This window comes from Marinobacter sp. (genome assembly GCF_048266785.1).
Taxonomy (GTDB): domain Bacteria; phylum Pseudomonadota; class Gammaproteobacteria; order Pseudomonadales; family Oleiphilaceae; genus Marinobacter.
On record NZ_JBLWYX010000006.1, the window covers coordinates 60,682 to 79,296 of the forward strand.

At 54.9% G+C, this 18,615-nt stretch carries 18 protein-coding genes and 1 pseudogene; 11 read left to right on the top strand and 8 right to left on the bottom strand.

Annotation, left to right across the window (positions count from 1 at the left end; genetic code table 11):
• Positions 1-10: 10 nt before the first annotated feature.
• Together narL and ubiT are read left to right on the top strand one after the other, a co-directional pair.
• On the top strand, positions 11-682 hold the full coding sequence (gene narL / locus ACN0V1_RS10615) for a two-component system response regulator NarL (RefSeq protein WP_417544970.1): 672 nt from the start codon (positions 11-13) through the stop codon (positions 680-682).
• A gap of 70 nt (positions 683-752) precedes the next feature.
• Positions 753-1,247 carry a ubiquinone anaerobic biosynthesis accessory factor UbiT gene (ubiT, locus tag ACN0V1_RS10620; protein ID WP_417544971.1) on the top strand — a complete coding sequence of 165 codons (495 nt, stop codon included), beginning with the start codon at positions 753-755 and terminating at the stop codon, positions 1,245-1,247.
• Positions 1,248-1,310: 63 nt separating this feature from the next.
• Here ubiT and ACN0V1_RS10625 read toward each other — a convergent pair whose 3' ends face one another.
• Positions 1,311-1,613: a hexameric tyrosine-coordinated heme protein gene (locus tag ACN0V1_RS10625; RefSeq protein ID WP_417544972.1), complete on the bottom strand. Its 303-nt coding sequence runs from the start codon at positions 1,611-1,613 to the stop codon at positions 1,311-1,313.
• Between the two features lie 336 nt (positions 1,614-1,949).
• Here ACN0V1_RS10625 and ACN0V1_RS10630 point away from each other — a divergent pair, with 336 nt between their 5' ends.
• Together ACN0V1_RS10630 and ACN0V1_RS10635 are read left to right on the top strand one after the other, a co-directional pair.
• Positions 1,950-2,393, top strand: coding sequence for a hypothetical protein (locus ACN0V1_RS10630; protein WP_417544973.1), 444 nt, complete (start codon positions 1,950-1,952; stop codon positions 2,391-2,393).
• Positions 2,394-2,428: 35 nt separating this feature from the next.
• Complete coding sequence (locus ACN0V1_RS10635) at positions 2,429-3,121, top strand: MOSC domain-containing protein (protein ID WP_417544974.1); 693 nt, start codon at positions 2,429-2,431, stop codon at positions 3,119-3,121.
• Here ACN0V1_RS10635 and ACN0V1_RS10640 read toward each other — a convergent pair.
• Complete coding sequence (locus ACN0V1_RS10640; RefSeq protein ID WP_417544975.1) at positions 3,118-4,017, bottom strand: U32 family peptidase; 900 nt, start codon at positions 4,015-4,017, stop codon at positions 3,118-3,120. The two genes, ACN0V1_RS10635 and ACN0V1_RS10640, sit on opposite strands and share 4 nt — an antisense overlap.
• 13 nt (positions 4,018-4,030) lie before the next feature.
• Positions 4,031-5,026 (bottom strand): ubiquinone anaerobic biosynthesis protein UbiU, encoded by a 996-nt coding sequence (ubiU, locus tag ACN0V1_RS10645; RefSeq protein ID WP_417544976.1) that lies wholly within the window; start codon positions 5,024-5,026, stop codon positions 4,031-4,033.
• Between the two features lie 291 nt (positions 5,027-5,317).
• Here ubiU and ACN0V1_RS10650 point away from each other — a divergent pair, with 291 nt between their 5' ends.
• Complete coding sequence (locus ACN0V1_RS10650) at positions 5,318-7,345, top strand: methyl-accepting chemotaxis protein (protein ID WP_417544977.1); 2,028 nt, start codon at positions 5,318-5,320, stop codon at positions 7,343-7,345.
• Positions 7,346-7,426: 81 nt separating this feature from the next.
• On the opposite strand, the gene hemN is transcribed toward ACN0V1_RS10650, so the two are convergent.
• Positions 7,427-8,845, bottom strand: coding sequence for an oxygen-independent coproporphyrinogen III oxidase (gene hemN / locus ACN0V1_RS10655; RefSeq protein ID WP_417544978.1), 1,419 nt, complete (start codon positions 8,843-8,845; stop codon positions 7,427-7,429).
• Positions 8,846-9,247: 402 nt separating this feature from the next.
• On the opposite strand from hemN, the pseudogene ACN0V1_RS10660 reads away from it, so the two are divergent.
• Positions 9,248-9,430, top strand: a pseudogene (locus ACN0V1_RS10660) (cryptochrome/photolyase family protein); the annotation flags it as partial.
• A 9-nt stretch (positions 9,431-9,439) separates the two neighbouring features.
• Here the strand turns inward: ACN0V1_RS10660 and ACN0V1_RS10665 are convergent.
• Positions 9,440-11,128, bottom strand: coding sequence for an HAD family hydrolase (locus tag ACN0V1_RS10665; protein WP_417544979.1), 1,689 nt, complete (start codon positions 11,126-11,128; stop codon positions 9,440-9,442).
• A gap of 157 nt (positions 11,129-11,285) precedes the next feature.
• Between ACN0V1_RS10665 and ACN0V1_RS10670 the strand changes: the two genes are divergently transcribed.
• Positions 11,286-12,197: a cation diffusion facilitator family transporter gene (locus ACN0V1_RS10670; protein WP_417544980.1), complete on the top strand. Its 912-nt coding sequence runs from the start codon at positions 11,286-11,288 to the stop codon at positions 12,195-12,197.
• Between the two features lie 22 nt (positions 12,198-12,219).
• Here ACN0V1_RS10670 and ACN0V1_RS10675 read toward each other — a convergent pair whose 3' ends face one another.
• Positions 12,220-12,678 (bottom strand): universal stress protein, encoded by a 459-nt coding sequence (locus ACN0V1_RS10675; protein WP_417544981.1) that lies wholly within the window; start codon positions 12,676-12,678, stop codon positions 12,220-12,222.
• Positions 12,668-14,269 (bottom strand): BCCT family transporter, encoded by a 1,602-nt coding sequence (locus tag ACN0V1_RS10680; RefSeq protein WP_417544982.1) that lies wholly within the window; start codon positions 14,267-14,269, stop codon positions 12,668-12,670. Before ACN0V1_RS10680 ends, ACN0V1_RS10675 begins: the two co-directional genes overlap by 11 nt.
• Before the next feature lie 111 nt (positions 14,270-14,380).
• Between ACN0V1_RS10680 and cadR the strand changes: the two genes are divergently transcribed.
• Together cadR and ACN0V1_RS10690 are read left to right on the top strand one after the other, a co-directional pair.
• Positions 14,381-14,845, top strand: coding sequence for a Cd(II)/Pb(II)-responsive transcriptional regulator (gene cadR, locus ACN0V1_RS10685; protein ID WP_291943773.1), 465 nt, complete (start codon positions 14,381-14,383; stop codon positions 14,843-14,845).
• Positions 14,846-14,930: 85 nt separating this feature from the next.
• Entirely contained in the window at positions 14,931-15,578 is a 648-nt protein-coding gene (locus ACN0V1_RS10690) for a cation transporter (RefSeq protein WP_417544983.1), read from the top strand.
• A gap of 32 nt (positions 15,579-15,610) precedes the next feature.
• On the opposite strand, the gene ACN0V1_RS10695 is transcribed toward ACN0V1_RS10690, so the two are convergent.
• Entirely contained in the window at positions 15,611-16,528 is a 918-nt protein-coding gene (locus ACN0V1_RS10695) for an AEC family transporter (RefSeq protein WP_417544984.1), read from the bottom strand.
• A gap of 188 nt (positions 16,529-16,716) precedes the next feature.
• On the opposite strand from ACN0V1_RS10695, the gene ACN0V1_RS10700 reads away from it, so the two are divergent.
• Positions 16,717-17,166 (top strand): c-type cytochrome, encoded by a 450-nt coding sequence (locus ACN0V1_RS10700; protein WP_291943782.1) that lies wholly within the window; start codon positions 16,717-16,719, stop codon positions 17,164-17,166.
• Between the two features lie 10 nt (positions 17,167-17,176).
• Positions 17,177-18,592: a cbb3-type cytochrome c oxidase subunit I gene (locus tag ACN0V1_RS10705; protein ID WP_291943785.1), complete on the top strand. Its 1,416-nt coding sequence runs from the start codon at positions 17,177-17,179 to the stop codon at positions 18,590-18,592.
• Positions 18,593-18,615: the final 23 nt, after the last annotated feature.

Here is an 18,615-nt window from a genome sequence, read left to right on the forward strand (position 1 = left end):
GCGAAGTACCATGCCTGATAGACCGTCTGATACACCTGCAAGCATATTGCTGATCGACGACCACCCTCTGCTGCGTCAAGGTATCAAACAACTCATCGAGATGGAGAGTGACATGGTTGTGGCTGGCGAGGCCAGTAACGCGACAGACGGAATTCAGCTGGCGACCGAGCTTGAACCAGACCTCATCCTGATGGATCTCAATATGCCGGAAGTCAGCGGCATTGATGCCCTGAAAAAACTGCGGGAACTGAACGTAAGCTCACGTATCGTGATGTTCACTGTTTCTGACCAGGAAGACGACGTAGTCGCCGCTCTGCGCGCCGGCGCTGACGGCTACCTGCTGAAAGATATGGAACCGGAAGACATGATCGCCCAGCTACACCAGGCAGCGGTGGGCAAGATGGTCATCAGTGAACGGCTGACCACGTTACTTGCAGAGGCACTGCGTTCCAACAAGCCGCAGCAGGCATCACGACCGGATTTCGACAGCCTGACACCGCGGGAAAAAGATATCCTACGGCTTATCGCAGAAGGCCTTTCCAACAAAATGATCGGTCGCAAGCTGGATATCAGCGACGGCACGGTAAAAGTGCATGTAAAGCACCTGCTCAAAAAGCTCAGCCTGCGCTCCCGTGTAGAAGTCGCCGTGTGGGCGGTGGAAGAAGGTCTGCACAAGGGCTGAGCTATATCAAATCAAGTACCGCCGGTTTTGATTACTCTGGGCAGACCGAATTCACTGCCCGGAGTTGATTATGGCCCTGCCATCGCTTGCTGCCTTCCCGTTGCGCACTAACCCCTTGATCAGCGACACTCTGGCGCTGCTTTCTGAATATTTGCCCTCACCGTCTCCTTTGTTCGGCGCTGTAGATCGCGCTGTTCCCATCCCCATAAAACAGCTCGTGGCTGAGGAGCCCCTGAACCGGATCTTTGCAGCCGCCATTGCCGATGGTGAATTTGACGAGTTTGAGGGGCGCCGGATCCGGCTGGAGTTAAACGGGGGGCAGCCGGGGATCACCTTCGGCTTTTGGGCGGGGCGGCTCCGGGTATTGGAAGGCCCAGGGGAAGCCACCATTCGAGGCTCCCTCTCTTCTTTCAAAACCCTCGCCGAACGACAGCAAGATCCTGACCAGCTCTTTTTCCAGCGGCGCCTGGTTCTTGAAGGAGATACCGAACTGGGGCTTGGATTAAAAAACCTGCTGGACAGTCTGGAGTGGAATCTCAATATCCGCCAACTGCTCTTCTTCTGACGAGCCTAGCAACTGCCTGGCTGCTGACAAACGTGGCGGCCTGGATAGCCGCCACTATCCTGACTATTTCCAGTAGTTGTTTGCAGCGGCAACGGTTTGAAAGTATGCGGCGATCACTTCAGAGGCATGGATCAACGCTTCCCCGTCCTGTGAATATTTTTCACGCTCACGGAACAGAACTTCTTTATTTGACTGCGTACTTTTAACCCCCATTCGCGCAAGTTTGATTGCCAACTCAAACCCTTCCTGAGGCGTTTCGGCAACCAGCGTGGGTAGCCAAACATCTGAGCCTGTATTTTTCTCAGCTTGAACCGCCAGAGGAAATGTAAGGGCAAAAACAGCAAGTAACACCAGCACTTTGTTCATTGTTTTGGTCTCCGTAAAAGTTCATCGCGTAATACCGCTTGGCCGAAGCCCCTTGTTTTTATGCAACCCGGAACTCCTGCCCAAGAGTCTGTTCATTAAAGATCAGTGTAGCTATACTTGCAATACATCTTATATCTTACCCCGCACTTCCAAAGTACAGTTTTCCACCATTTCCAGCTTTAGCCCCACTTGGCTTCCATGGAGTTGGAGCTGGCATTGCCGTACATCACCAGTTAAAGGCAAACTGAACCAAGTTCAGAGCGTGAGATCATCTAAACAGAAGACAATGCGGATAAATAAAATGAATGAATGGATGAAGTGGAAGGAACCCATGTAATGGCACTGGCTGAAAAACTCTGCCTTACCGCTGCCTTTGTTTTTTTTATGACAGGACTATTAACCGGCATCTGGAAATACTGGTGCGTGGCAAACAGCCCGAAAGCGTCGGCGCCACGGTACGTGGATATTGCCCACCGCAGTTCCCTCATGTACAGCTTTGCCGCCGTTCTATTGGGTTGGTTTGCAAGTTATAGCGTGTACCCGGATTGGCTGAATACTCTGGGCGTAGTATGTGCACTGGGCTTTTTTGGCTTGGCTATTGCTACCTATATCGTTCATGGCTTACTGCGGGATACCAGCAACCAGCTACGCAAGCCACACCGTTTGGGGGCCATAACATTACCCTCTTGGATTGTTCACGGCTTTATGATTGCCCTGATCGTGGCTGAAGTAGGTGGCTCGCTGATTTTGGGAACCGGTGCCATGATGTCAATCTGGTGATCGTTTTCTCGACATAGAGGCTTCGGAGGTTTTAGATGGCTAGCGGCATTGTTATCAGGCAACTCAGAATCGGAAGCCTGACAAAGCTTGCGGGTACCGAAACCCTCACCGGTATATACAAGCGGGAAATCGACTCGGCCTATCTGGGTGTAAATGGCCTGAACGATGACCAACACGGTGACAAGCGCCACCATGGCGGTCCGGAAAAAGCCTTACATCACTTTGCCTCAGACCACTATGCCCGGTTACGACGCGAATTTCCTGAGCCAGCCTCTGGGCATTGCCAGCCGGGTGCCTTTGGTGAAAACCTGGTGACCGAAGGGTTTACCGAAACCGACGTGTGTGCCGGCGATACTTTTAAGCTTGGGGAGGCCATCCTTCAGGTGTCCCAACCCCGCCAGCCATGCTGGCGATTGAACCTGCGCTTTGGCATACCGGATATGTCCCGGCGAATGCAAAACAGCCTCGGAACAGGGTGGTATTACCGAGTGTTGCAGCCCGGCATGGTTAGCAAGGAAGACAAACTCATGCTCAAGGAACGCCCCCATGAGGACTGGCCGCTGAGCAGGGTGTTGTCTGTGCTATACGAAAACACTCTAAACCTGAACGCACTTGCCTCAATGGCCGATATTAACGAGCTTTCTCCCAACCTCAAAGAGCTCGTAAAACGGCGCCTTGAAACACAGCAGGTCGAGGACTGGGAGAGGCGACTGGTTGGCCGCGCCTAAGCCTGGCCAACCACAAGATCCATCCCCGGCTTTCCATACCAATAACCGTTGCAAGGCGGCGCCTCTACCAGCCGCAATGGATCAGTAGCTGGAATCTCTCCACGGCGCATCTGGTCAAAGCGGCGAACCACCTCATCCATACCCTGATGTTCTGGGCTCAGGCGCACGGTGGCCACGCCCATTTTCTCCATATCCGGTATTTCCCGCATCAGGTCGTAACGAGAACCAGACAGTGTAGAAGTGCCGTTCAGGCGAAACAGCTCCCGGGATTCACGGGAGCGCAGCTCCATACCATCCGGGTGCTGCAGGCAGCGGAACTCACAGTTGTCTTTGGGCAGGTTGTAGTGTCGGGCGGTAAAACAACGGGACGACCAGGCCAGCGGCAAAAAGCCCCAGGCAAACACCTCGGCCGGCAAATCAAGCCCCTCATCTTTTAGCTCATTGATCAGTTGGCGCAGTGTATCGCGGCCCAACTCAACGGGCAGGCTCCAACCCTTTAATCCCTGTTTTGCCAGCAGTTTCAAGGTTGCACTGTTGTAGATGTTCATACCAGGACCCGTCACAAACGGCAGCTTGTTCTGAGTGGCCAGCTGCAAGGCACTCTGGTCATTAGCTTCAACCAGATACTCCTGCTGGCTACAGATTTTGCGCAGCGCCCGCAAATCTGCCTCTGATTCGATCAGCGTTTGCGTGGAGAGCACCACCTGCTTGCCGGCGTCCTTGAGGACACTGGCAATCTCCAGCCAGTCGGCCAGCTTCAGTTCACGACGGCGGGAACAGACAGTTTCTCCCAAGTACACAGTATCAACCGGCCATTCGGCAGCGTTGGCGTAAAAATCAAACACCGTTTGTTTGGACCAGAACCAGAGAATCGGGCCCAGAGAGAGCTTCATCATGGGTTGTTCAGCCTCATTTCCATTTGCGGTGATAGGCGCCGATAGTGGTCAGACCACCTTCAGACAAACCCGCCAGCGTGCTGTTCCAGGCCGGATCAACCTGGAAGTCACCGGAGCCGGCATCCAGCCTGTCGAGCGCCTGGCGCCAGGTGCGGGCAACATCTGCAATATAGGCAGGGCTGCGCTGCCGGCCTTCAATCTTCACAGCACTGATGCCCAGCTCTTTCAGTTCCGGCAAGAGATCCAGAGTGTTCAGGCTAACCGGCTCTTCAATGGCGTGATAAACACTACCTTCCACCTCGAAACGGCCTTTGCACAATGTGGGATAGCCAGCAGATTCGCCTTTGCCGTAGCGATCAATGAGCACATCGTTAAGGCGGGATTCCAGGCCATTCGAAGTTTCCAGCCAGCGCACAGCTTTGGCTGGAGAGCAGGCACCACGGGTATTCGGGGATTCGTCGGTCAGATAGGAAGACAAGTAACACCGCCCCTCCGCCATAATGCAAAGGCTGCCAAAGGCGAACACCTCCAGCTCCACCGGGCTGTGTTTAGCGACACCGCGCACCTGATCTATCGATAACACCCGGGGCAAGACGGCACGGCGGATATCGAAATTGTCTTTGTAAAAACGCAGCGCTTCGTAGCTAGTCGCAGAACCCTGAACCGAAAGGTGCCGGTGAACCTGTGGGTGCCTGTTGGCCGCGTATTCCAATAGCCCCATGTCTGCCAGAATAATCGCATCCACGCCTAGAGCAGCCGCACGGTCCACGGCGGTTTTCCAGGTTGCCCAGCCATCTGGCTGTGGGTAGGTATTGATGGCACAGAATACCCGGGCGCCCCTTCTGTGCGCGTACTCGATGCCCTCGCCTGCACGTTTGTCGTTGAAGTTAAGTCCGGCGAACTGACGGGCATTCGTGCTGTCTTTAAACCCCAGATACACGGCATCTGCACCGTTATCCACCGCCGTTTTCAGTGCCGGCAGACTACCGGCCGGGCAAACAAGTTCCATGACAGCCTCCACGTTAAAGTTTTGCAGACCATACGCCGTGAACTAACACGAGGCATTGACCTTTATCAGCAGATCCATTGATGCCCGACACATACGCTCTTGTTACCTATTAAGGAGTACTCCACGCACCATTACGTATAGCCACAAATTCCCGTTAAAAACCGAGGGATTAACATTGAACAACAGAGTGTTACGAAGTAACACCTACCACCACAGCTACCCCGTCCTGTAAATAGTTTAAGCTGCCACGCTTACCTACAATGGCTAGCATTCACAAATTAAGGGGTTCCGATGAAAAACATCATCAACGATCTGTCCATGCGAGGAAAACTCATTACACTTGTGGTGCCTGCCTTGCTGGTTATCGGCTACTTTGCGATTGAAAGTTTTGTGCTGAATACAGGGCAACTGCGCGCGATGCAGCAGCTCCACTCGTTGGTTCAGCTGGCCGATATCGGCGACCCACTCATGGAGACATTGCAGAAAGAACGAGGGCGATCCGCGGTAGTGCTTTCAGGCGGTTCGGATCGTGACGCAGCGCGGCAGGCAAAACAGGCATTGGCCCAACAACGCAGCCAAACCGATGCTCGCCTGTCCGACTATAGCTCACGTATTTCCGGCCTTACACAGGAAGTTATTTTCAGCCCTGTCGTCACGAACAATATCCAGTCTGTGGCACAGGATCTGGCCACTCTCGATCAGCTTCGCAGCAACGTCGATAGTGGCTCCGTCAACGGCCGTGAGGCCGGAGCCCGTTATACGCGACTTATCACGAGTTTGCTTGACCGGATCCCTCTGCTAATCGCACGCTCTACCGACCCAACACTGACTCGTAACATCAACGCCTACTACGCTCTGGCGGAAGCCGCTGAGTCAGCCGGCAAAGAACGTGCAGCAGGAGCTGCTCTGATCAGCAGCGGAAACTTTGACCTGCCCGCTATCCAGAAGATCGCTGCGTTCGAAGGCCACCAGGAAGCCTTGATCCGGCAGACTGGCGCCATGCTGATTGGGGATTCTGAGCTACTTACTGTACTGGAAAAGCTGCCAGCTACCACTGAAAACCGTGATCTTCAGGAAAAGCGGGACACCTTATTCAGCAGCCCTTCAGGAATGTACGCTCTGGATTCAATGGAGTGGTTTAATATCACTACTGAGCGGCTAGCTAACCTGAACAGCTTACGCAAATCACTGCTCGAAAACACCTCAGCCGCTGCAGTTCAAGGCGTCGCAAATGCCCGCCATAAGCTACTTGTGGCGTCAGGCATCGCCGCAGCTGCGATCATCGCTGTTTTTTCTCTGATGCTGTTCATGGTCAGTGCCATCAACCGACAGATCAAAAGCCTGCTCGACGGTGTGCGGTTTGCCATGGACAACAAAGACCTTACCAAAAAAATTCACATTTCCAGCAAAGACGAAATCGGCACCATCGGACGCGCTATCAACGAACTGTTCGGTCGGTTTGGCAGCGCCCTCCAGCACATCGACAAGGCCAGCATTCAGCTTGCGACCGCCACCGAAGAGACCAGCTCGACCGCCGGCCAGAACGCTACTCAGACCAAGAGCCAGCAGCAGCAGATAGAACAGGTCGCTGCCGCTACTGAAGAAATGTCAGCCACCTCAGAACAAATTTCCCAGAATACCCAGCAAGTAGCGGATGCGGCAAATACCGTTATGGAGAGGAGCCGGGCGGGCGAAGAAGTTCTGCAAAGCAGTGTGCGCCGAATTCGCTCTCTGGCAGACTCGGTCAAAGATGTAAACGACGTTATTGCAGAGCTGGGGAAACGCAGCAGCAGCATCGTGGAAGTAATGGATGTGATCCGCAAGGTTGCTGATCAAACCAATCTTCTGGCCCTGAACGCAGCCATTGAAGCTGCCCGGGCTGGCGAGCACGGCCGGGGATTTGCCGTGGTGGCCGACGAAGTTCGCACCCTCGCCCGCCAAACGCACGAATCCACCACCCAGATTGAAGACATTGTTAATGGTTTCAAAGTGATCACCGACAATGCCAGCCATTCCATCACTGCCAGCCACAAGCTTGCAAATGAAACCAGCGAACAGTCATCAGAGTTGGAGCAGACCTTTGCAGACATTCTGGGAGACGTTAACAGTATCTCTGACATGGCATCCCAGATTGCCGCCGCATCCGAACAGCAGGTTGCCGTAACCCGGGAGCTCGCAGGGAACATGGAAGCCGTCAGTGAGGTGGCCATCCTCACACTGACGGGCTCCGAGGAAATCTCCCATGTTACGGGCGAACAGGCAAGACTGGCCCGGCAGCTCCAGGATCTGGCCAATGAGTTCAAGGTTTTAGCAGCCTGAGCAGACTGTGGCGGAAGAGAAGTATCCGGGGCACGGAACGCCCCGGAGTGAAACTCGGTTGGAGACTTGGTTGGAAGGAAGTCAGATGATGCGGGAAAACCGCTGGCTGGCGCCTTCTTTGCGGTAGAAGTCGAAGATCTGGCAGATGGCACGAATCAACAGCCGGCCGGCGGGCTCTACTTGCAGCACCTGACCATTATCACCAATCAGCTCATCGGCAATCATCGGCCTGAGGCGAGCAAGTTCGTCCGCAAAGTAACCATCAAAATCTTCCTGCCACTCAGCAGCAAACTGCTGACGATCCAGGCGGAACTGGCAAATGAGCTGGCCAATCACCCAGCGACGAAGGCGATCATCCCGCGTCAGGTTTACGCCTTTGGTAATCGCCAACTGGCCGGCGTCTATGGAGGCCTCCCAAGCGGGCAGATCGTGGTTATTTTGGAAGTAGGCATCGTCGGTCTGGCCGATCGCCGAGACACCCAGAGAAACCAGGTCGCAGTCCGAGTGGGTGGTGTAACCCTGGAAGTTCCTGTGCAGCCGTCCAGCACGCTGGGCCACGGCCAAGCTGTCATCCGGCTTGGCAAAATGGTCCATGCCGATGTATTCGTAACCCGCCTCAAGCAGGCGGTTGATGGTGTTGTGCAAAATGGTCAGCTTTTGCTGCGGCGAAGGCAGCGTGTCGTTCTTGATTCGGGTTTGCGGATAAAAACGGTCTGGCAGGTGCGCATAACTGAACACCGACAGTCTGTCTGGCGACATTTCGAGCACCGCTTCCAGGGTATCTGCAAAGCTTTCCGGCGTCTGGTGTGGCAAGCCGTAGATCAGGTCAAGATTGATGGAGCGGAACCCGAGCTGCCGGGCCTCGCTCAGCACAGCCTCCGTCATTTCCCGTGGCTGGATGCGATTAACCGCTTTCTGAACTTCCGGGTTCACATCCTGCACGCCCAGGCTGATGCGGTTAAAACCCAACTGCCAGAGTGTCGGCAGGGTGTCCTGATCCACTTCACGGGGATCAATCTCCACGCTGTAATCACGCTCATCACCGCTTTGCAGGTTGAACAGCTCGGCGTAGCCGGCCATCAGTTCCTGCATTACATCTTTCGGCAGGAACGTTGGTGTGCCGCCGCCCCAATGCAGCTGTTTTACCGGGCGATCCGAGCCAAAAAGCCTGGATTGCATGGCCGCTTCTTTCAGAACACGCTCTACATAAGGCATAGCCTTGTCACGTTTCTTGGTAATTACCTTGTTGCAGGCACAGTAGTAACAAAGGTGTGCACAGAACGGCAGGTGGGTATACAGAGAAAGCGGCCGGTTGCTGGCTTTGCTGCGCGCTGCAGCTTCTACCATCTGCTCCACCGGGTAGCTCTGGTTAAACTCTACCGCCGTTGGATACGATGTATAGCGCGGCCCGCTGAGATCGTAGCGCTTGATCAGCGCATCATCCCACATGAATTCCGGGAGGGTGGATTCAGCAGTCTGCGGTGCGGGGTTGGAAGCCATAATAAAAACTCTGAGCGTGTGATGTGAAAGATCAGCCGAGGAGCGGGACATTATATGCCAAGCCGGCTGCGCGCATCTTGATGCGAGTCATCCTGACGACCAGCTGTTGACAACTACCCGAATTTTATCATCTTGGGGCCTGAACCACCCTTGCGCACAAGGCGTATTCTGACTACCTACTTTGGGTAATGCCCCGCATGCCCCTCAGAACAAAAATCCGCCAGACGCCGGAGCGCCTCCTCTTATGACAAATCTGATTCTGATTCTTGGTGATCAACTGACAACCGATATCAGCGCTCTGGAAGGCGCCGATCCCAAGCGCGACAGGGCAGCTGGAACTTTGATGCAGACAACCGGCGTAAATGGAGCGGCAAGCCACCTGCCCCCGCACCCTTCAAGGTGGAGCCGGACGCCTGCCCGTTCAACTCACTGTACTGGCATTTCATCGACCGACACCGGGCTGATTTTGAGGGTAATCCGCGCATGGGCATGATGTACCGGAACTGGGAAAAGCAAACGCCGGAGAAGCGCGAAGCCCTTCTAAAACGAGCCAATTACCTGCTTGAGCACCTGGAAGAGATTTGAGCCAGGGCATCAAGGCGGCCCGACTTCGCAGGCAAGCACCAACGCCCAGAATTCCGAGAAATCATTCACCACCACATCCGGCTTGTCCGGATGCTTATGGGTACCGGGGAATATCCGGTTCAGCCAGGGCAAGTCCCACTGTGCGCCGTTAAAGAATACGGACGTCATTCCCGCACGCTTGGCGGCAATCACATCGGTGGTGCTGTCGCCCACGTACCAGACGCTGGGGTCGGGCGGGTAATCCAGTTTCTGCACCGCCAGCAAGAGCTGATCCGGATGCGGTTTGCGCAGCGGTGTGTCATCGCCGCAAACGTCCACATCAAACAGCTCCACCCAACCTGTATCTTCAACAGCAGCCAGTTCGTGCTCGAAAAACTCCCGGTCGCGGTTGGTGATCACACCCACCTGAATATTCAGGCGCCGCAAGCCCTCCAGCACCGCTCGAACTTTTGCTTCAAAGGCTTTCACGGTGCCGTAGTGATTGCGGTAATGGTGATTGAACGCCTTGTGAGCAATCCGCTTTGCTTCCTGATCATCGCCGAAGAGCACTTCAAAAATATCCGTGCGCGAAATCTTCCGATCGGCCTTTACCTTGGGGTGAAGTTTGGCAAACTCACGCACATAAGCCACCAGCTTCGCGTCTTCGGGCGTTTTGCTGTCTTCAGGCGCGACCATTCGGGGCATTAACCCGAGTTTGTGAAAATCCGGGAACATATCATCCACTGCGTGATACATGGCATCGAGGGTATCCACAAGCGTTGCGTGCCAATCGAACAGTATCACCTCTGGCCGGATAAGCCGCACCACGGCAGGGTGCCAATCCGGCTCTATGCGTGGCTCGGGGCGGACAGGCGGAGGGAAAGGGCTGGGGCGAACTTCTGCCGGGGACTGCAGGAATTTCTCTGGCTCATCCCTCTCAATCAAGGCAAACAGATCCATCAACTCCTCAAAGCTGTTCACCACGGCCAGAGGTTTATCGCGCCGGGTAAACCAGCTCCGAATACGGTCCGCTTCCCATTGGGCGCCGTTGTAAAAAATACCGGAAACTCCGGCACGGTTCGCGGTAAGCATGTCGACATAACTGTCGCCGATATACCAGGCGCGTGCGTCCGCCAGAAGATCGAGCCTCTCCAAAACCCGGCTGATCACCTGCGGATCTGGCTTGTATTCGGTGACGTCGTCGGCGCAGACTGTGGCCTCAAACAGATTCTGCCAACGCCCCTCATCAACCGTTTTCAGTTCCTTGTCGAGAAACTCACGGTTTCTGTTCGTAGCCACTGCCAGCCGAATACCCATGGCCCGAAGCGCGCAGAGGTATTCGTACGCACCCGGCTGAAATGGCCGAACCTGTCCGAAGTAACGCCGGTACGCCTGATTGTAAGCCTGGTGGGCAATCAGTCTGGCCTTTTTGTTGTCGCCAAAAATCGCACTGAATATGTCGGTTCGTGAGACCCGGCGCTCTGCGAGAATGCGCGGGTGCAAGCGCCGAAAAATACGGATGTAGCGAACCAGCCTGGCATCGTCTTCCGTGCGACACTGCTCTTCCGGCAGCAGCTGATCCACCAGCCCAAGCTCTTCCAGTTGCGGCAGCATATCTTCCATGGCGCTGAACATGGCGTCATGGGTATCTACCAGGGTTCCATGCCAATCAAATATCAGCACCGAAGGAGCTGACAGGCGCTCACTCACGCGATCCATAAACAATCCTCTGGCGTTTCAAAAACGTATGATTGCCGCTGATCAGTTAAAGCCATATTGACCAAATATACAAAAGCCGCTCCAATGTTGTTTGACCCTGTATCAGCTACAGGGTTTTTAATCGTGCAATCTCACTTAACCCATTCAGAGCGCGCTCATGCACAACCACAGTCACGGCAACGGTCACAGCCACGTGGAACACTTCGACACCCACAACCGCGCTTTTGCCATTGCGGTCTTTCTCAATCTCGGGTTCGTGATCATTGAAGCCGTTTACGGCGTGCTGGCAGGCTCTCTGGCCCTGCTCGCCGATGCCGGGCACAACCTGAGTGATGTTCTGGGACTGCTCATGGCCTGGGTTGCCAGCTGGCTGGCCAGCCGCAAAGCCACAGACCGCAATACTTATGGCCTCAAGAAAACCACCATCCTGGCAGCGCTGTTCAACGCTTTGTTTCTGATTGCGGCTGTTGGCGGTATCGCCTGGGAAGCCATTCGCCGGTTCAACGACCCGGCCGAGGTGGCAGGGATGACGATTATCATTGTAGCGGGCATTGGCGTGTTGATTAACGGCATCACCATGTTGCTGTTCCTCAAGGGCCAGGAAGGCGACCTCAACATTCGGGGCGCATTCCTGCACATGGCTGCTGATACGCTGGTGTCAGTAAGCGTAGTGATTGCCGGGGTGGTTATTCTGTTTACCGACGCGCGCTGGATTGATCCTGTGGTTAGTCTGGTGATTGCGGTGGTGATTTTTATCGGCACCTGGCGGCTACTAAAAGACTCCGTGAACCTTGTCGTAGACGCAGTGCCCAACAGCATCAATCCAGGTGAAGTGCTTGAAAAACTGGAGACTCTACCCGGTGTGACGTCAGCCCATCACCTGCATATCTGGGCGCTCAGTACCACTGAAAATGCGCTGACCGTACACCTTGTAAAGCCGGATTCAGGAGACGACGACCGGGTGATCGAACAGGCGACACACATGCTGAAACACGATTTCAACATTCAGCATGTGACCATTCAGTGGGAACGGACAGCGGCCAGTTGCCCGAACGTTTCGGGGTGCTGAGTATCCGGCAAACCTTGAGACACTAAGGATTGTTTTCGGTCTCTTCCGGAGCTTTCACCAGGGATGGCAAAATAAGTACCGCGCAGCAGGCGTTAACCGCCACATACTCAACCGTAGCCCTGCGCATTGGCCAGCGGCTACTGGCGCCCTTGGACACCAGAACAAGCAGATCCGCATCAATATTCGCGGCCAGCGCCAACAACTTTTCACCCGGCGTGCCGGCCACAACGTGCAGGCTGGCGCTGTGCTTCATGGGCAAGTATTTACGCGCCAGCAGGCTGAGACTTTCCCTTACCTCATTTTCCCGATCTTCCGGCGCGTCTGTGGTCACATGGGGAAAGAACCCGGCACCACCGGGATTAAACACCGTGGCCAGATGCAGCTCGCTGTCTTCACCCATCAACCGTACACCTTCCTCCAGCGCCCGTTTGCCCTCGCCGTCGTCTTCATGATCTATGGCTAACAGTATTTTACGGTACATTCTGCCCCTCCTCTTTCCGCACATTAGTGCCTTCCACCTCCGGGAAAACACGCCCCTGCACAAGTTCGCTCACGGAATACCCGCGATGGTCGGCTCTCAATGCCCGGAATAGCGACACCGCCATAAAAACAAGCAATACACAGAACGGCAGCCCCAAAGAGGTAATTACGTTCTGCAGCGCATCCAGGCCGCCGGCCAGAAGCAGGGTTGCCGCAATCACACCCTGAGCAACCGCCCAGAAAATTCTCTGGCGCACCAGCGATGGCTGGTCATCCCGGCGGGTGAGCATATCAATCACCAGAGACGCAGAATCCGATGAGGTTGTAAAGAAAATAACAATAATGATAATGCTCAGCAACGAGCCCACTTCCGCCAGTGGAAAGGCTTCGAGAAAGGCGAAAATGGCTACCGAAGGATCCTGCTGCACCTGCTCAAACAACGCCACCTGCCCGTTCATTTCAACGTTGATAGCGGAAAGCCCGAACACCCCAAACCACACCAGGGTAAACACGGTTGGCGCAAACAGCACGCCGGCTACAAACTCGCGGATAGTGCGGCCCCGGGAAATCCGGGCAATAAAAATACCCACATAAGGTGCCCAGGTAATCGTCCAGGCCCAGTAAAACAGAGTCCACTGCCGCTGCCAGTCCGATTCTGTATACGTCTGAGTCCAGAACGCCAGCCAGGGCAAGGCGTCAAAATAGTCACCAACGCTCTGAACCATCCCCTCGGCAATAAACACTGTGGGCCCCACCACCAACACAAACAGGATCAGCAGCAGCGCCAGCACAATGTTGATCTGGGATAATCGGCGCACCCCTTTGTCCAGCCCCAGCGCCACAGATGTGGCTGCGATACCGGTAATCACTGTAATCAACAGAACCTGAACCCATCCTGTCGAAGGCGTGCCAAACAGGTAGGACAGGCCACTGTTGAGCTGCAAGGTGCCAAGCCCGAGGGAGGTCGCCACACCAAACAGCGTACCTAACACCGCAATCACATCCACAGTCCAGCCCAAAGGCCCGTATATACGATCACCCAGAATCGGGTAGAACAGGCTGCTGATACGCATGGGCAGGTTATGGCGGTAGGCAAAGTAAGCAATCGCCAGACCGGGCATGGCGAATATCGTCCAGGTGTGCAGGCCAAAGTGATAAAGCGCTATGGTCATGGCGTCACTGGCGGCTTGTTCAGAACCGGCTTGAACACCGTCAAAAGGCGGGTTAGAAAAGTGCGATATCGGTTCCGCTACGCCCCAGAACATCAGAATGGTGCCGATACCCGCAGCGAACAGCATGGTGAACCAGGTGAGGTTGGAATAATCCGGTCGGGAATCGTCGGCGCCCAAGCGGATACTGCCATAACGGCTGACCGCAAGGCCTAACAGGAACAGCAAAAGTGAGGTAACCGAGAGGATGTAGAACCAACCAAGGTTTTCCGCAACCCAGCCGGTCAGAACGCCAAAGACATTTGCAACGGCCTGATCAAAAGGTATGGCTAACGCAACAAACAGCGCCGCCACCCCGGCGGAGGTGAAAAATACACCCGGTATTGTCTGCAGTCCAAGCAAGCGTTGCAGGCGTTCCAGCAAGGTGAGTCTCCCTGTTACTGTTCACAAATGATAGGGTGACGCTCTACCATAATCAAAATAGCTCAATCCCGACACCGACCAGATCAATAATAACCAGGAAGTGCAGAAACGATGAAAATCGGTGAAATATCCAGGCGTTCGTCTGTGCCGGTGGAAACCATCCGGTACTACGAGAAAATCGGTTTGCTGCCCAAGCCGGATCGAGACGCCAGCGGCTACAGGGCCTACCGTAACATGCACCTGGATCGCCTTTTGTTTATCAAGCGCTGCCGTAATCTTGATATGGCCCAGGACGAGATCCGCGAGCTGATCAGGCTTTCCGAGAACCCCGAAGCAGACTGTCACGAAGTCGATGCCCTTCTGGCCCGCCACCTGGATCATGTACGTGACCGTTTGAAGGAACTCGCAAACCTCGAAAACACTCTGCAGCAACTGCAAAAAGCCTGCTCGGATGCTGGCACGGTTCAGGAGTGCGGTATTCTGGGAGGGCTCAGCTCTGAACTGGAGGATCTTCACGACAAGCCCAGCGACCACGAAAATCACGTGCCGGGCACCCACAGGCCAGGTAAAAGTTAAGATTCCGTCAAAACTGCCTGTTCGGTATTGACCCTGTAGCAACTACAGGGTTTTCAATAAAAGCCTGCCTGTACAGGAGGTGTTTATGGCATGCAGTTGCTCTGGACCAGAACTCAAATCCCCTGCCCCGGGTTTTCGCCGCGCGCTCTGGATTGCTTTGTGGGTAAATCTGGCCATGTTTTTCGTGGAAGGTGTTGCCAGCTTGCAGGCCGGGTCTGTTTCTTTAATGGCAGACGCCATCGACTTCTTTGGCGATAGCGCCAACTACATTCTGTCGCTTTCGGTTCTGTCTATGGGCATGCTTTGGCGGGGCCGTGCAGCTATGGTCAAGGGCATAACCATGGCAGTGTTCGGCACGGTCGTCTGGGCGCGCGCGGTCTGGGTGATGCAGCAAGGAACCACTCCCGAACCGTTTACCATGGGATCCATCGGCCTACTGGCCTTGGTCGCGAATCTCTGCGTTGCGTTTATACTGTTCCGGTTTCGCGACGGCGACTCCGATATGCGCTCGGTATGGCTATGCAGCCGGAATGACGCCATCAGCAATCTGGCCGTCATGGCCGCCGCTCTGGGCGTTTTTGGCACAGGAAGCGCCTGGCCGGACCTGACTGTCGCCGCAATTATGGGTACTTTGGCGTTCACGGCCGGCTTCAGCGTAGTGCGCCATGCCCGAGCTGATATTGCTGAGGCCCAACGCAGCATCAGCACCGCCACGAGGGCCGAAAGCCACTGACATAACTTTGATACCACCAGGATACAAACGAGTCAGAACGCCAGCGAAATCATCACCGGGATAAACACCAGAGCGAACAGCGTGGTCAACATAACCGTGCCTGCAGCCTGCTGGGGCGAGGTGTCCAGCAAGGTTGCTATAACGACGGTATTGGCTGCCATGGGCGTAATGGAAATCAGGAAGATGGCCTTGTGCACCGCAGGTTCATAAATGCCCAGAACCTGTGAATCCAGCCACCAGAATGCCGTTGCCACCAGTGGCCAGATCACGAATTTACCGAAAAATGCCAAAGCCGTGAACCGCACATTGCCCGCCAACCCACGGAAACTGGTAATGCTCATACCAATGATCATCATGCCCAGAATGCTGTAGGCACCGCGCAGATTATCGAAAAGCGGCATAAACACATCGGGGATGCCGATGCCCGAGAGGTTGAGTGCTACGGCCGCCAGAAACGCGTAAACCGAAGGCAGCTTGGCGACTCGCCATAGAGACTCCTTCAGATCATACCGGCCACGGGCCGCCAGGTAGAACCCCACCGAGTTTTCGAACAGGGTCGTACCCAGCATACAAACAATATAAAGCCCCAGCCCTTCTTCGCCAAACAGCAGCAACGCCACCGGGACACCGAAATACCCGGTGTTGCCCGACCCCACACACAGCGGAATGATGCTGGCACTGCCATCGGTAATCACCCGCCGCGCCAGTTTGAGCTGCAGTATTCCCAGCACCGATGAAAACCCGAACACCAGAAACGGCAGGAAGATCACTTCAGGGGAAAGCGGAGCAGCCATAACACCGGAGAACACCACCGAGGGCGTAACAATGTAAAGCATGATGCCCGCAATATGCTTGCCACTGGCCTCTAGGTAGCGCCCTGCCACCCAACCGAGAGCAACCGTGACATAAAGCGGAATCAACTTGATAAACAACGCCAGCGCTGCGGCCATGATGGCTCCGGATACCCGAGTTCAGAAAAACAGACCGCGAAGTCTAGCATCTACCTCTCCAGAGGTAACTCCCCGGCGTAGTAGTGTGATTTCCTGCAATGATTGATAATCATCAACAGCATTGCCAATACATCTTTATATCCTAGTAGGGCAGTCAGGTATTCCACAACGACCAAGGAGAGAGACCAATGGCCGAACGCTTTACCAAAAGCATGGCCAGAAACATATATCTGGGAGGAAGTACATTCTTCGTCCTGCTGTTTCTGGTCCTGACTTTTGATACTCAATCGCGGGCTATGCCCGAAAGGGATAACAGGGATCAGCTTACCGAGCAGGTAGTCCGGGGCAAACACGTCTGGGAAAACAACAACTGCGTCGGCTGTCACTCCCTCATGGGTGAAGGTGCTTACTTTGCACCGGAGCTTGCCAACGTATTCGACCGCCGCGGCGGAGCAGACAGCGAAGTCTTCAAGGCGTATATGAACGCCTGGATGAACGCCATGCCCACCAACGTACCCGGTCGTCGGCAAATGCCGCAATTCAACCTGACTGACCAGGAAATCGAAGATCTGGCATCGTTCCTCGAGTGGACGTCCAAGATCGACGATAACGGCTGGCCACCCAACATCGAAGGCTAAGGGAGAAAACATGAAATACGAGTCTCAACGGGTCGCCATGCCCTACTTCATCTTCGCCCTGATTCTGTTTGCCGGCCAGATCGTATTCGGTCTGATTCTGGGCCTGCAATACGTGGTGGGTGATTTTCTGTTCCCGGAAATTCCGTTCAACGTTGCGCGAATGGTTCATACCAACCTGCTGATCGTGTGGCTGCTGTTCGGCTTTATGGGGGCAACCTACTACCTGGTGCCGGAAGAAGCGCAAACCGAGCTATACAGCCCGTTGCTTGCGTGGATCCTGTTCTGGGTTTTTGCCGCTGCCGGCACACTCACCATTCTTGGTTACCTGTTTGTGGATTACGCCACGCTGGCGGATATCACCATGAACAAACTGTTGCCAACCATGGGCCGGGAGTTCCTTGAACAACCCACGATCACCAAGATAGGCATAGCCCTGGTGGTGGTCGGCTTCCTGTTCAACATCCTGATGACCGCCCTGAAGGGCCGCAAAACCGTGGTCAACATTGTGCTGATCACCGGCCTGATCGGTCTGGCCGTACTCTGGCTGTTCTCTTTCTACAACCCCAGCAACCTGACCACCGACAAATACTTTTGGTGGTTCGTGGTACACCTGTGGGTTGAAGGCGTATGGGAACTGATCATGGGCGCCATTCTGGCCTACGTGCTGATCAAGATTACCGGTGTCGACCGGGAAGTGATTGAAAAGTGGCTGTACGTCATCATTGCCATGGCGCTGATTACCGGCATCATCGGCACCGGCCACCACTTCTTCTGGATCGGGCCACCTGAGTACTGGTTGTGGCTGGGCTCTGTGTTTTCCGCACTGGAACCCCTGCCATTCTTCATGATGGTGCTGTTTGCGTTCACCATGATCAACCGGCGCAAGCGCAATCACCCCAACAAGGCCGCTACGCTCTGGGCCATGGGTACGGCGGTAATGGCGTTCCTGGGCGCAGGCGTGTGGGGCTTCCTGCACACACTCGCACCGGTGAACTACTATACCCACGGCAGTCAGATCACGGCGGCCCACGGCCATATGGCCTTCTACGGCGCCTACGTGATGATCGTGCTCACCATCATTTCCTATGCCATGCCGATCATGCGCGGCCGGCCTTACGGCAACAGCAATACGGCCCAGATTGTGGAAATGTGGGGCTTCTGGCTGATGACCATTTCCATGGTCTTCATCACGCTGTTCCTGACCGGCGCGGGCATTTTGCAAATCTGGCTGCAGCGTATACCCGAAAGCGGTGAAGCACTCTCGTTTATGGCCACCCAGGACAACATCGCACTGTTCTACTGGATGCGCCTGGTTGCCGGCTCTTTCTTCATGGCCGGCCTCGTTGTGTACTTCGGAAGTTTCCTTATAAAAGGGCAAGCATCCCCGGCTGAGGAAGTCCGTGGCCCCGCCACTCAAGACTCGTAAAACCTTAATACAGGGCCGGAAAT